The organism is Escherichia albertii NBRC 107761 = DSM 17582 (assembly GCF_000759775.1).
GTDB lineage: Bacteria > Pseudomonadota > Gammaproteobacteria > Enterobacterales > Enterobacteriaceae > Escherichia > Escherichia albertii.
The window spans coordinates 15,582-29,757 of record NZ_BBMY01000053.1 but is presented as its reverse complement, the minus strand read 5'-3'; the positions used below and the strand labels follow the sequence as shown (position 1 = coordinate 29,757).

Sequence of the window (14,176 nt, the reverse complement as noted above, 5' to 3'; positions counted from 1 at the left end):
CACCCTTTTTTCCACTGTAGCAAAGCGGCAATATCCTTTTCGCCTTCGGCTTCTTTTAAGCGCCGTTGTTGTTCAGCAAACTGACTATATTCCGCCTGCGCTTTTTCATCGGCCATTTTCTTGCTGACTTTACCTGCGCCCTGCAGAACCTCGCGGTCGTTAAATTGCAGAAACTGATCCAGCTTATCCTGCCAGTCGCGCAAAAAGACCTGCTGACGACGACGGGCCTGATCCTCGGCAAAGTCCAGCCACATATTAACCACGCGATTAAGTTCGCTGACTTCATCCTGGGTGAGATAATTTTTTGCCACCGTCACGTCACCCTTACGCACCTCTTCACCTTTATAACTGGTCAAGCCCATGTGCGGCTGGCTGGCATTGGCACGCTTGTGGATGAGTTCAGCAGCGGTATGCCCGGTACAGGCAAAATGCAGCTTGTTCTGGATGGTTTGAAAAAACTGCGTGGTCTCTTTTAGCGATGGCTGATAGTCGGCAGCTAACGCAAAGATCTCCCGCACCCGCAAATAAACCCGACGCTCGCTGGCGCGAATATCGCGGATGCGTTCGAGCATCTCATCAAAATAGTCGGGCACAACCGATGAACCGACAGGTGGATTTTTCAGCCGCTCATCGTCCATCACAAAACCTTTGATCAGGTATTCCTGAAGCGTCTGGGTGGCCCACTGGCGGAATTGCGTGCCGCGAGGCGAGCGAACACGATAGCCAACGGCGAGAATGACGGGCAGGCTGTAGTGAAGCATATTGCGGCTTACCTGACGATTTCCTTCCTGTTGAACTTGTAAGTAAGACTTACAGGTTGCATTTTGTTCAAGTTCGCCTTCTTCGTAGATAGCTTTAATGTGTTGCGTAATGGCCTGGGGAGTAACCTGATAAAGGTTAGCAATAGTTGCCTGGGGCAACCAGAGTGTTTCTTGCTCAAAGCGGCATTCAACGCGTACCTCACCGTCATCGCTGGCAAACATAACAAATTCGCCTGCCGGGGACTGGGTTAAGTCTTTGTCTGACATGTCGCCTCCGTTTAAATAAAATCCGTAATGCTATAACCCACGTAGTATGCCAGAGAACTGTATATGAACAGTGTTATTTTGCTGATAACGCTGACGGAAAGTGCTTCGCCACGATATCATTCATCTTCCCCACCAGATCCGGGCGTTTGAAAGTGATATGCCCACTGCCCTTCTGAAAGTAGCGAATAGTGAACAACTCATCTTCGAAAATCTGCTGATGCGGATTATCGCGCACAAAATCCATAAACCGGATGGAGACATCATGCCGGTTATCGGGAATTGTCTTCCCATCCAGCAGATAGAACATCCGTTCCAGATCGGCAAGCTGATCTCGCTGCCAGCCACAGTTCAGGCTGTAGCCCCATCTGTCATACTTCACCAGATTGTTAACGATAATCTTCTTACCGAAATAACAGGGATTATTGGTTTTGTAGTCCCAGCTCAATCCCTTAAATACATTGATAATCCCACGTTCGAAAACGTCCTGCTTATTGTGGTGGAGTTGTTCAAAGGTACTCAGGATGTTGGCTTCGCTAATCGCCGGGAGATCGCCCTTTTCCAGGTTCTTTGCCCACTGACTGCGGGCTTCGGCATCCATCAGAGTCAACATCCCGGACTTCAGCATGAGATCGCGCCAGATACTGCGGTCGATATTTCGGGTGATCACCGGCATCGCTTTGTCTGTTGGCTGCATTAGCCAGCAGTCAAAGGCATATAGTTATACGTCCCGCGAATCGCGTTCTTATCGACGTGTGCAAGCTGCGTTTCAATCCACGCTGAGTTAAAGCCTTCTTCATGCAGAATAGTACTCATCGTGTGGAGGACACCATGCCCCGTCAGCCTGCCTTTATATCCCAGCAATTCGATAACCTGATTAATGCTCTCCTTGCTGATCGGTTTGCGGGGATCGTTCCTGCCGATAAAGACCAGAGGGGGATGTTTTGAGATCGGTTCCAGTTGTTTAAATAGTGCAATAACCTGATCCGGCAGCGGCACAATATGAGGCCGTTTCATCTTCATCGCTTCTGCCGGGATCTCCCATAATTTCTTATCAAAATCAATATCCTCCCAGCATGCAAAACGCAGCTCCTGCGTACGCACGCCGGTTAACATAATGATCTGTGTGGCTGTTTTGGTGATAACACTGCCAGTGTATCCGGTCAGATCTTTAAGGAAGTGTGGTAGCTCTTCGACTGTGAGGAATGGGAAATGTGTTTTCTTCGGGGTAGACAGTGCGCTAGCAAGATCTGACACGGGGTTATATTCAGCTCTCCCGGTAACGATGGTGTAACGGTAGACTTCGTTACAACGCTGGCGAACTTTGCGCATTTTTTCTAAAGCGCCGCATTTTTCAAGGCGACGAAGAATCCCAAGCCAGTCCATCGGCTTTATATCGACAATAGGACGTCTTCCCGTATAAGGATCTTTCTCAAAGGTGTCGATGATTTCATCACGATAGCGTAATGACCACCGATCGGCTTTTGATGAATCCATCCTCCAAGGGGATTTCCGCCAGTAACCAACCTGATACCCCTAATGCCCCAAAAACGACTTGATATGGGTTGAAGTCGGGTGACCTCAGGATACAAAGAAAGCCTGATATATAAGGTATTAGACGGGGTTTTGTTGACATCGGGAGAGTTCAGAAGAGGAACTTTGGCGGAAGATCACAGGAGTCGAACCTGCCCGGGACCGCTGGCGGCCCCAACTGGATTTGAAGTCCAGCCGCCTCACCGGAGACGACGATCTTCCGCGCCTCGATTGCTACATGGAGGCGGGGCGCATTATAGCTACTTCCTCGCCTTATCACATCCCCCATCACACTTTTTTCCGCCTTGTTTTGCTTTGCTATGATCTATTTCACATAAATATCCATTAAATCAATGTGTTGTACTTCTTCGCTGTACGAGCATGGAAAACAAGAAATGTCTGTTAATAACAAAAAACACATTCTCAAGAATGGGTCACACAGCAAGTCAGAGTATCAGTCGACCTGACGGGAGCGGGGAAAACGAAGAACTGGGCACAATATTGCGAAAGTAAACGGCGAAAGCTGAAGGTGGGCAAGGGAATGAACTGGCAATGATGCTGTAATGTATGGAGAAATGCCGGGTACGAAGAGTCTGTGTCGCACCCGGCAAGATTGATTTTTACTGCGCTGGCTCCGTTGACGTGACTTCACCGCTGGAAACCACACCAGCATTCATGGTTTGAGTCACTTGCTGCTTTTCAGCATTCACGGCATGAAGCTGTCCGTTTACTGTAGGTTTTAGCGGCGCATCGGCCTGAATATCGCCGCTGGCAGTGAGTTGGATATTACCATCGCCGGTAATGGGTAACTCCGGCCATCCCCACTGCTGCAGAATATTTACCGGCACACCGCGTCCGTTCAGGCTGATATGGGTTTGACGCTGCGGCGTTTGCGAAACGCTGGCAGTAGCTTCCAGGATGCCTTTCTCGGTAAACGCGCTAAGTTCGCTGATATTCACCGTGCTGCTGTTGGCAGCCAGCGCCAGAGACGGACGACGCACGTCAACGCGATTGAACGTCGCAGCGGCGGCATTCAGATTTGCCGAGCCACTCCAGACGCCCCATTTATGATCGGCAACCAGCGTCAGATTCGCGCCATAACCATCGAGCGCGGTGAGCTGCCACGGGAAGTCTGGATCGATATCAATGATCAGGTTGCGGCTGGCGCTGAATTTTTTCAGTTGCAGAGTATTTAGCCAGCCAGGCGTCGTTTCCATCCACAACAGCTGCCAGTTTTTCGGCAGGGTATATTCCAGTCCAACAATTGCCAGATCATCAAGGGTCAGCGTTTTCCCGTCGCGTTGCCAGTTGCCTGACGTCCTGACCATGCCTCCTTCCCAGCGACTGGTGAACTGACGCAACGCCACGCCCTGCGGAGAAAACTCCGCATTTATGATCGGGTCAAATAAATGCAGCGAACCGTAAATAAACTCGCTGGCATTCATCGACAGCTTACCTTCTTGCGCCTGCCAGTCATCTTTACTGAAAGTCATGTTGCGCAAGCTGAGATCGAGGTCAGTCACAGCCCAGTCCGGGCCTTGCAGACGAGCGTCGATGACTTCCAGACGACCAATCTGCAATGACGGAACAGAGCGCAATGGCGCAAAGAAGTCGATAAGCGAGTTTTCGCTTTGTAGACGGATATCCGCCAGGCGCAGATTTTCCACCTGCCAGCTCCCGTCGGCATTACGCTGTGCATTTCCGGTTAATGTACCGCGAGCGATGTCGGCGCCCAGATTAGTCAGTGTAACGCGATCGTTATCAATACTGCCTTCAATTAGCACATTGGTGGCAGGAACATCATTAAGCGACAGTGAACCGGCGCTAAACTGAATTTGTGCTTTTGTACCAAGGGCTTTACCGGCCTCTGGCAACCACGGAATGACGCCGCCATTTACTTGCTGCGCGCTAAGCTTCCATTCGCCATTGGGGCTATTGAGTACCATATCGCGTAGTTGCAGGCGATCGGTTTTGAACTGTAGCGGCGCCATCTCGTTGGTGAGATTCAGTGTCCCGTTTTCCAGCAAGATAGTATCGACATGGCGTGGTTCGGTCAGTTGTCGACTACTTAAGGCGATATCGATACTTTTTGCCACCAGAGTTGCGGGGCGACCGTCGCGACCGAACGTGACGTTCTTCAGTACGATATGAGACGGCGCGGAAAATCGGTGATCCATCGCATCGAAGGCCAGATGATAGCCGCTATTCTCAGAAACCCATGCACTGACATGTTCTGCCCCCCAGCGAGTTTGCAGGAGAAAATAGAGGCCAGCGATCACCACGAATAACGCGATGAGAATATAGAGAACCAGCTTCCCAATAAATTTCATGGTCTTCCATCCCGTGAAATGCACATAAGGGAGTTATGCACGATTTACGCGCATTCCTCAAGACGGGAATAGTGAAAGAGAGTGGCTGCAGCGGTAAAGAAGTTTACCGCTGCGAGTGGATTACTGTTTTTCCGGTGGAAAAATCAGGTTCAATACAATGGCTGTGATGCCGCCAGCGGCAATCCCGGAAGAGAGCAGGTTTTTCAGCCAGTCAGGGGCAAACTGTAAAATCAGCGGTTGCTGGGAAACGCCCAGACCGACCGCCAGCGACAGCGCAATAATCAGTATTGCCCGACGGTTTAACGGTTCCCGGGAGACGATACGCACGCCAGAGGCGGCGATGGTGCCAAACATCACAAGCGTAGCACCGCCCAGAACAGGTTCTGGAATATGTTGCACAAAACCGCTCACTGCCGGGAACAGGCCCAGCACGATTAACATCAGCGCCACGACAAAGCCAACGTAGCGGCTGGCAACACCGGTTAACTGGATCACACCGTTGTTTTGCCCGAAACAGGAGTTCGGGAAAGTGTTAAATACTGCCGACACAAATGAGTTCAGGCCATTTGCCAGCACGCCGCCTTTCAGGCGTTTCATGTACAACGGACCGGAAACCGGCTGTTCAGAAACGTCAGAGGTGGCGGTGATGTCGCCAATCGTTTCCAGCGAGGTGATCATAAAGACCAGCATCAGCGGCAGCAGCAGGCTCCACTCAATGCCAAGGCCATAATAAAGCGGTGTTGGCACCATAATCAGTTCTTGCGCCATCGGTTCGTTGCTCTCTGGCAACATGCCCATGAACCACGCCAGCGCATAGCCTGCCGCCATTGCAATCACCAGCGAGGCGACGCGCAGATACGGGTTGCGTTGACGGTTAAGCAGAATGATTAAAACTAATACCACGCCCGCCAGCAGCAGATTTTTTGGCGCACCGAAGGTGTTATCGCTCATGGCTGCATAGCCGCCGCCAATGGACGTTAGCCCTACCTGAATCAGCGAGAGGCCGATAATCATCACCACAACGCCAGAAACCAGCGGTGTAATAATGCGGCGCGCCAGGTGCAGAACACGGGAGATAATCATCTCGGTACAGCTTGCCAGCATTAGCGTGCCGAACAGCGCCGCCATCATTGTCGGAACATCGGCACCACCGGTCTTTAGTGCCGTTCCGCCCATAATCAGCGGCGCAACAAAGTTGAAGCTGGTGCCCTGAATTGACAGCAGTCCTGAACCGACAGGTCCCCAGGCTTTAATCTGAATAATCGATGCCACACCAGAGGCAAACAGCGACATACTAATAATGTGTTGTGTGTCCTGTGCTGGTAAACCTAATGCCTGGCAAATTAACAGTGCTGGCGTGATCACCGCGACAAACATTGCCAGCAGGTGCTGACAGGCGGCAAATAAGGTTTGAGGAAGCGGCGGACGATCTTCAAGACGATAAATCAGTTCGCTGTTTTGAGTCTGCGCAACCGGTTGCGCATTTTCGGACTCGAGGGTGGAAACAGACATCGAAAACAATCCCGTGGTAGCAAAGCGGGCATTTTAGCTGACCGAAAGATAAAAGCAAACGTTTGCCAGGTGTTCTTCTAAATATTTAAATGTGATAAATGTACTTTTTTATATAACTTTTGGTTGTTTTCTGCTTAAAATCCATGCCATTTTTTTATTTTCGGCTGAGAATTTGAACCCGGAAAGCATGACCTTGATACTCGTCATATTTCGCCTTGCAGTAAGGGCATGAGGAGGTATGACGAGTATGGAAGAGTGATGCGGACACAAAGGAGTAACTATGTTTCATCTCGATACTTTAGCAACGCTTGTTGCCGCGACGCTGACGTTGCTGCTCGGGCGCAAGTTGGTCCATTCCGTCTCCTTTTTGAAGAAATACACCATACCGGAACCTGTTGCGGGTGGTTTGTTAGTGGCGCTGGCGCTGCTGGTATTGAAAAAAAGCATGGGTTGGGAAGTCAACTTTGATATGTCCCTGCGCGATCCGTTGATGCTGGCTTTCTTCGCTACCATTGGTCTGAACGCCAACCTTGCCAGTTTGCGTGCCGGTGGGCGTGTGGTAGGGGTTTTCCTGATTGTGGTTGTTGGTCTGTTGGTGATGCAAAATGCCATTGGCATTGGTATGGCCAGCTTGTTAGGACTCGATCCGCTTATGGGACTGTTGGCGGGGTCTATTACGCTTTCTGGCGGTCATGGGACCGGCGCGGCGTGGAGTAAATTATTCATTGAACGCTACGGTTTTACTAACGCGACGGAAGTGGCGATGGCCTGTGCGACGTTCGGTCTGGTGTTGGGCGGACTGATTGGCGGCCCTGTGGCCCGGTATCTGGTAAAACATTCCACCACGCCAAACGGTATCCCTGATGACCAGGAAGTCCCAACCGCGTTCGAAAAACCGGATGTGGGGCGCATGATCACCTCGCTGGTGCTGATTGAAACCATTGCGCTGATCGCTATCTGCCTGACAGTGGGGAAAATCGTTGCCCAGTTACTGGCTGGAACCGCTTTTGAATTGCCAACCTTCGTTTGTGTGCTGTTTGTTGGCGTGATTTTAAGCAATGGCTTGTCAATGATGGGCTTTTACCGCGTCTTCGAGCGTGCGGTATCCGTTCTGGGTAACGTGAGCCTGTCGTTGTTCCTGGCGATGGCGCTGATGGGGCTGAAACTGTGGGAACTGGCTTCGCTGGCGCTGCCGATGCTGGCGATTCTGGTGGCGCAGACCATCTTCATGGCGTTGTACGCTATCTTTGTCACCTGGCGCATGATGGGGAAAAACTACGATGCGGCGGTGCTGGCTGCGGGTCACTGTGGTTTTGGTCTTGGCGCAACGCCAACAGCAATCGCCAATATGCAGGCGATCACTGAACGCTTTGGTCCATCTCATATGGCGTTCCTGGTGGTGCCGATGGTTGGTGCGTTCTTTATTGATATCGTCAACGCACTGGTGATTAAGCTGTATTTGATGCTGCCTATTTTTGCAGGTTAATTGATGAAGCGGCGGTGTAAGTGCCGCCGCAACAAAGACAAGTGCCTGATGCGCTTCGCTTATCAGGCCTACGTATTGATTCACAATTTATTGAGTTCGTAAGTTTCTGTAGGCTGGATAAGGCGTTCACGCCGCATCCGGCAAGAAGGTAGGGCAACCTGAAACGGCGGTCTTCTCACCGCCGTCTTTTATGCGTTGGAGTAACGTTCCGTTTCCGGCATCCAGCGTTCTATCAGCGCTTTTGCCCGTTGTGGGTAACGTTCGTGAATATGCCGTGCCAGGCGCTGAACTTCCGGGATCATGGCCTGATCGCGCAGTAAATCGGCCACTTTAAATTCGGCATTACCCGTTTGACGGGTACCTAACAATTCACCCGGTCCGCGAATTTCTAAATCTTTCTGTGCAATTACAAATCCATCGTTGCTGTCGCGCAGCACTTGCAGGCGGATTTGCGCCGTTTTGGAGAGCGGCGTTTTGTAGAGCAGCACGCAGTGAGAAGCCACCGCGCCACGGCCCACGCGACCACGTAACTGGTGCAACTGCGCCAGACCCAGACGTTCCGGGTTTTCGATAATCATCAGACTGGCGTTAGGTACATCAACACCGACTTCAATGACGGTAGTGGCAACCAACAGGTGCAGCTCGCCCTGTTTAAACGATGCCATCACCGCCTGTTTCTCGGCAGGTTTCATCCGCCCATGCACCAGACCGATGTTCAGTTCCGGCAAGGCCAGTTTCAACTCTTCCCACGTTGCTTCTGCCGCTTGCGCTTCCAGTAATTCTGACTCTTCAATTAGCGTACAAACCCAATACGCCTGACGACCTTCAGTCATACAGGCATGACGCACGCGAGCAATAATGTCGTTACGGCGTGTATCCGGGATAGCAACAGTCGTTACTGGCGTACGACCAGGCGGTAATTCATCAATAACCGAGGTATCGAGATCGGCATAGGCGGTCATCGCCAGCGTGCGTGGGATCGGCGTGGCAGTCATGATCAACTGATGAGGATGGAAACCCTGTTGCTGGCCTTTCTCCCATAATGCCAGACGCTGATGTACGCCAAAGCGGTGTTGTTCATCGATAATCACCAGCGCCAGACCATTAAACTGCACTTGCTCCTGGAAGATGGCGTGGGTACCGACAATCATCTGCACCTGACCGCTGGCGATGGCTTCTTGCTGAGCCAGTCGTGCTTTGCCTTTCTGTTTGCCAGCCAGCCAACCCACTTCGATACCCAACGGTTCAAACCAGTTGCGGAAGTTATTGGCGTGCTGCTCTGCCAGCAGTTCTGTCGGCGCCATCAATGCCACTTGTTTACCGTGTGCAATAGCACGCAGTGCGGCGAGGGCGGCAACCAGCGTTTTACCGGAGCCTACATCGCCCTGCACCAGACGCATCATTGGAACATCCAGTGCCATATCACGCTCGATCTCCGCCACCACGCGAGCCTGAGCGCCCGTCGGCTTGAACGGCAGCGCGGCAAGGAGTTTATTCTTCAGCGCGTCATTGGCGCTAAGCGGCTGGGCATGGAAACGTTGCGCTCCGGCGCGTAACGCTAACATGCTGAGGTTGTGCGCCAGCAACTCTTCCAGAATCAACCGGCGCTGTGCCGGATGCTGCCCGGTTTCCAGATCGCTAAGCTGGAGCGTTGGCGGCGGACGATGCAGGGTACGTAAGGCTTCCGGTAGCGTCATCATGCCTTGTGACAGTTCAGGAGGCAGTAGCTCTTCAATGGCACAGGTTTCGAGTAGCTCCAGCGCCTGATCGGTCAATTTACGCAACGTCGCCTGCTTTACGCCTTCCGTTGTTGGGTAAACCGGCGTGAGCGTTTCTTGTAACTCCGGTGTGCTGAGATCGCCCTGCACGCGGTATTCCGGGTGGATCATTTCCGCGCCATATTTACCGCGTTTTGCTTCCCCATAGGCCAGCACGCGCCGTCCTGTCGCCAGGCTGTTTTTCATCGCCGCATTAAAATTGAAAAAGCGCATGGTGAGAATGCCGGAACCATCGCTGATCTGGCAGGTCATCATCCGCCGACCACCGAAGGTGATATTGCAGTTCAACACCTCGCCTTCTACCGTGGCATAGATACCCGGCAGTAGTTCGCCGATGGGGTAGAGATGGGTGCGGTCTTCGTAGCGCAGGGGAAGATGCAACAGCAAGTCCTGCACGGTATGCAAGTTGATTTTTGCCAGCTTGTTACTTTGCGCTGCGCCAACGCCCGTTAGGGAACTGAGCGGGACAGCATCTAACAGGCGACCTTTCATCTCGCTTACCCTGCCGCTTGCATGGTGGCCCACCAGTTATCATCGGCTTCAATTTCGCCCTGCTGGTTGACGTGGGGGTAGGGAAGACCTTTACGTTTTGCGACTTTTGCCAGCACCGGATAACCGCCTTCAAACAGCAGGCGTTGTTGTTCTGCCTCCGGCAACATGCTGTTTTCACGCAGATACATGCCTGCGTTTTGTCGCTGACGTTGAGCTTCATAAAGAATAAGGGCGGAGGCGACGGAGACGTTCAGTGACTGCACCATACCGACCATCGGGATGATGATATCCTGATCCGCCAGTTCTAACGCTTCCTTCGTGATACCCGTTTTCTCCTGGCCCATTAAAATACAGGTCGGGCAGGTGTAATCAATTTCGCGGAAATCGACAGCGTTGTCAGAAAGATGCGTTGCCAGAATCTGCATGCCCCGGCCTTTCAAATGGGCAACGGCATCGCCAATAGTGCGGTGCGTTTTCACCTGTACCCAGCTGTTGCTGCCTGCCGCGGTTGAAGCCATGGTGCGCATTCGGCTACCCGGCCAGATAGCGTGAACTTCGTGTACGCCAACGGCATCTGCGGTACGAATGATCGCAGAAACGTTATGGGGCTTGTGAACCTGTTCCATGCAGACAGTCAGATCAGGCTGTCGCCTGGCGAGCATTTCGCAGATACGCGCATAACGTTGTGCATTCATAGGACTAGTTTCGGTTTCGGGTAACTTTAATTACGTCCGGCATCACGCGAATTTTGCGCATGATATTCGCCAGATGTACACGGTCGCGCGCAGTCAGGCGAATAAAGGCGCTGTAGACACGACCATCTTTTTCTTCCGTATTCAGACTTTGAATATTGGAATTGGTGGTATTGATCGCCGCCGTCAGGTTTGCCAGTGCGCCCTGATGGTTGAACATCTCCACCTTGATTTCGGTGATGAACTCCTGCGCCGTCTCTTTATCCCATTCTACAGCCATAAACTTTTCAGGCTCTTTCTGGTAACCACGGATGTTACGGCAGGATTCATGGTGAATCACCAGACCTTTACCGGGGCTGACATGAGCAATAATGGGATCGCCAGGAATCGGACGGCAACATTTCGCAAAAGTGATCAACACACCATCGGCACCTTTAATCGGCAGATGACCATGGGCCAATGTTGCCGGAGGAACAGGCGCATCCCCGTACTGAAGATTCTTCGCCACTACTACGCTCATCGCGTTGCCAAGACCGATTTCCGCCAGCAGATCATCCAGCGTCGCCAGCTTCATACGATCCAGCTCGCGCTGAATATTCTCTTGCGGGATTTCATTGAGCTTACGACTGCCGCCTAACGCATGATTGAGCAGACGACGACCAAGGCTCACGGAATCATCACGTTTAAGGTTTTTCAGCAACTGGCGAATTTTAGCGCGCGCTTTCGAACTGACGACAAAGTTCAGCCATGCAGCGTTTGGACGAGCGCCTGGTGCGGTAATGATTTCAACGGTTTGACCGCTGGAGAGCGGCTGCGATAGTGGATATGGCTGGCGGTCGACGCGTGCGCCCACGCAGGCGTGACCAATGTCGGTGTGCACCGCATAGGCGAAATCGACGGGTGTGGCGCCAGCCGGTAGTTCGACAATGCGCCCTTCCGGTGTGAAAACGTAAATCTCATCCGGGAAGAGATCGGATTTAACGCTCTCGATAAATTCAAACGAGCTACCGGCACTCTGCTGAAGTTCCAGCAGGCTTTGCATCCAACGCTGGGCGCGGATTTGTGCAGTCGTGCTGGTTTCGCCGTGTTCTTTATACGCCCAGTGAGCGGCAACACCCATCTCCGCCATCTGGTCCATATCCTCAGTACGGATCTGGACTTCAACCGGCACGCCGTGCGGACCAATCATTGAGGTGTGTAAAGACTGATAGCCGTTTGCTTTTGGAATGGCGATATAGTCTTTTACACGTCCCGGACGCGGCTTGTACAGGTTGTGCATCTGACCGAGCACGCGATAACAAGTATCGGCATCATGGACGATCACGCGGAACGCGTAGATATCCATTATTGAGTGAAAACGCTGCTCTTTGAGCACCATTTTGCAGTAGATCGAATAAAGATGCTTCTCACGTCCACTGACGCGGCACGGGATTCCCGCTTCCTGCAAGCGCCCTTCGATTTCCGAGAGGATTTTTTGAATCATCTCTTTACGGTTGCCGCGCGCGGCTTTCACCACTTCTTTAATCACGCGGTAACGGTTTGGATACAGCGCTTCAAAACCCAGCTCTTCGAGTTCGGTTTTAATATGGTGAATACCTAAACGGTGTGCCAGCGGACTGTAGATTTCCAACGTTTCGCGCGCGATGCGGCGGCGTTTATCCGGGCGTAGTGCGCCCAGTGTGCGCATGTTGTGGGTGCGGTCAGCGAGTTTGATGAGAATGACGCGGATATCCTGCACCATCGCCATAATCATCTTGCGAAAGTTTTCGGCCTGCGCCTCTTTCTTATCGCGGAACTTGAGTTTATCAAGCTTCGATACACCTTCTACCAGTTCGGCGACGCTTTTACCAAAAAGCTGTTCCATGTCCTGGTAGGTGGCCGGGGTATCTTCAATCACGTCATGCAGTAGCGCCGCCATGAGCGTTTCATAGTCGAGTTTCATCTCGGCCAGAATGCAAGCAACCGCTACCGGATGCGTGATATAGGGTTCACCGCTTGAACGTGTCTGCCCCTCGTGAGCGTCACGTGCAACGAGATACGCCTGCCGCAGACGTTTAATTTGGTCTTCCGGCAGGTAGTTTTGAATCAGTTGATTCAGGCTTTCAAACAGATACAAGGGCGACCCGCTTTGTGATTAACGACGACCTTCAGCAATAGCGGCAACGGCATTAATTTCAGCGGCTTCCTGCTCTTGCTGTTCCTGACGATCGCGAGCATCGAGGATCTGATTGTTAATCAGACCTTCTTCGATTTCGCGAAGCGCAATTACTGTGGTTTTATCGTTTTCTTCCGGTACCAGCGGATCCTTTCCGCCTACCTGCATCTGACGAGCGCGACGCGCGGCGACCAGTACCAGGTCAAAACGGTTACCAATTTTCTCTACAGCGTCCTGAACAGTTACGCGTGCCATACTTAAAAAGCTCCACAGGTGAAGAAATGACTGGGCATGATACTGAAAGAAGATTCAGTCTGCCAATAATTTGCTGATTAAAGCGTCATGACGCTGCTTTTGGCGGCTCATGCGCAAACGTTCGGCGCGAATAATGGTCTTCAAATCGGTCAATGCGGTATCGAAGTCATCATTCACAATCAGGTAATCATATTCGGCGTAATGGCTCATTTCTGCAACAGCTTGCGCCATACGCTTTGCAATGACCTCTTCGCTGTCCTGACCGCGACCACGCAGACGGCGGTCCAGTTCGATTTTGGACGGCGGTAAAATAAAGATGCTCCGTGCATGGGGCATTTTCTGGCGGATTTGCTGCGCACCTTGCCAGTCAATGTCCAGGAAGACATCTACGCCAGTCGCCAACACTTGTTCGATGGCCTCGCGTGACGTTCCATAGTAATTACCGAACACTTCTGCGTGCTCGAGGAACGCATCTCTGCTAATCATTTCTTTAAATTCATCATGATTAACAAAGAAGTAGTGCTCACCATGTACTTCACCCGGACGCGGCGCGCGCGTGGTGTGTGAAACAGAAACCTGGGTGTCATACAACGGTTGAGTTTTCAATAAAGCCTGAATCAGGCTGGATTTCCCCGCACCACTGGGGGCAGAAACAATATAAAGCGTGCCTTGAGCCATGAGTATTTTACGTATGTGATTAGCGAAATTAAACGTACATACGGGCTTATTATACACATTGCGGCTAGCTGACGCAGTCCTCGCTCACACTTTTTGTACAATGTGGTTGCGTTTTGCGTACCTGCTTCCGAAGTTTTCTGTCATTTTCTGCAATAGAGAAGATTCTCTGGAATCGTTATTCCACGCTTCATTTTTGCCCCTCGGTTTTGTTTTCACTACGTTGTATACCTGCCTGACAAC

The 14,176-nt window shown here is 51.8% G+C and carries 9 protein-coding genes, 1 tRNA gene and 2 pseudogenes; 1 reads left to right on the top strand and 11 read right to left on the bottom strand.

The features are described 5' to 3' along the window. The 6 genes and pseudogenes from EA14781_RS11395 to xanP form a co-directional block, all read right to left on the bottom strand. Window positions 1-1,028, bottom strand: a 1,028-nt coding sequence (locus tag EA14781_RS11395; protein WP_001280589.1) for a virulence RhuM family protein, incomplete at its 3' end; no start/stop codon positions are given. Between the two features lie 73 nt (window positions 1,029-1,101). Further along, window positions 1,102-1,743 (bottom strand): annotated as a pseudogene (locus EA14781_RS11390) (DUF4942 domain-containing protein); the annotation flags it as partial. Then, window positions 1,722-2,513 (bottom strand): annotated as a pseudogene (locus tag EA14781_RS11385) (tyrosine-type recombinase/integrase); the annotation flags it as partial. The pseudogenes EA14781_RS11390 and EA14781_RS11385, both read right to left, overlap by 22 nt. Window positions 2,514-2,685: 172 nt before the next feature. Further along, window positions 2,686-2,780: transfer RNA gene (locus tag EA14781_RS11380), tRNA-Sec, on the bottom strand. A 398-nt stretch (window positions 2,781-3,178) separates the two neighbouring features. Beyond that, the gene (locus EA14781_RS11375; RefSeq protein WP_002460328.1) at window positions 3,179-4,888 is read right to left on the bottom strand and encodes an AsmA family protein; all 1,710 of its coding nucleotides are present in this window, start codon (window positions 4,886-4,888) and stop codon (window positions 3,179-3,181) included. A gap of 120 nt (window positions 4,889-5,008) precedes the next feature. Continuing rightward, window positions 5,009-6,400: a xanthine/proton symporter XanP gene (xanP, locus tag EA14781_RS11370; RefSeq protein ID WP_002460332.1), complete on the bottom strand. Its 1,392-nt coding sequence runs from the start codon at window positions 6,398-6,400 to the stop codon at window positions 5,009-5,011. A 280-nt stretch (window positions 6,401-6,680) separates the two neighbouring features. Here xanP and gltS point away from each other — a divergent pair, with 280 nt between their 5' ends. Then, window positions 6,681-7,886: a sodium/glutamate symporter gene (gene gltS / locus EA14781_RS11365; RefSeq protein ID WP_000468838.1), complete on the top strand. Its 1,206-nt coding sequence runs from the start codon at window positions 6,681-6,683 to the stop codon at window positions 7,884-7,886. A gap of 188 nt (window positions 7,887-8,074) precedes the next feature. On the opposite strand, the gene recG is transcribed toward gltS, so the two are convergent. Genes recG through gmk form a run of 5 tightly spaced genes read right to left on the bottom strand, consistent with a single transcriptional unit; the run spans window position 8,075 to window position 13,936 of the window. Next, on the bottom strand, window positions 8,075-10,156 hold the full coding sequence (recG, locus tag EA14781_RS11360; protein ID WP_000678467.1) for an ATP-dependent DNA helicase RecG: 2,082 nt from the start codon (window positions 10,154-10,156) through the stop codon (window positions 8,075-8,077). A 5-nt stretch (window positions 10,157-10,161) separates the two neighbouring features. Continuing rightward, window positions 10,162-10,851: a tRNA (guanosine(18)-2'-O)-methyltransferase TrmH gene (gene trmH / locus EA14781_RS11355; RefSeq protein WP_000993812.1), complete on the bottom strand. Its 690-nt coding sequence runs from the start codon at window positions 10,849-10,851 to the stop codon at window positions 10,162-10,164. Between the two features lie 4 nt (window positions 10,852-10,855). After that, a complete protein-coding gene (gene spoT / locus EA14781_RS11350) occupies window positions 10,856-12,964 on the bottom strand; it encodes a bifunctional GTP diphosphokinase/guanosine-3',5'-bis pyrophosphate 3'-pyrophosphohydrolase (protein ID WP_000280464.1) in 2,109 nt (702 codons plus the stop codon). A gap of 18 nt (window positions 12,965-12,982) precedes the next feature. Continuing rightward, window positions 12,983-13,258, bottom strand: a complete 276-nt coding sequence (gene rpoZ / locus EA14781_RS11345) for a DNA-directed RNA polymerase subunit omega (RefSeq protein ID WP_000135055.1) — start codon at window positions 13,256-13,258, stop codon at window positions 12,983-12,985. A 54-nt stretch (window positions 13,259-13,312) separates the two neighbouring features. Then, entirely contained in the window at window positions 13,313-13,936 is a 624-nt protein-coding gene (gene gmk, locus EA14781_RS11340) for a guanylate kinase (RefSeq protein ID WP_002460337.1), read from the bottom strand. Window positions 13,937-14,176: the final 240 nt, after the last annotated feature.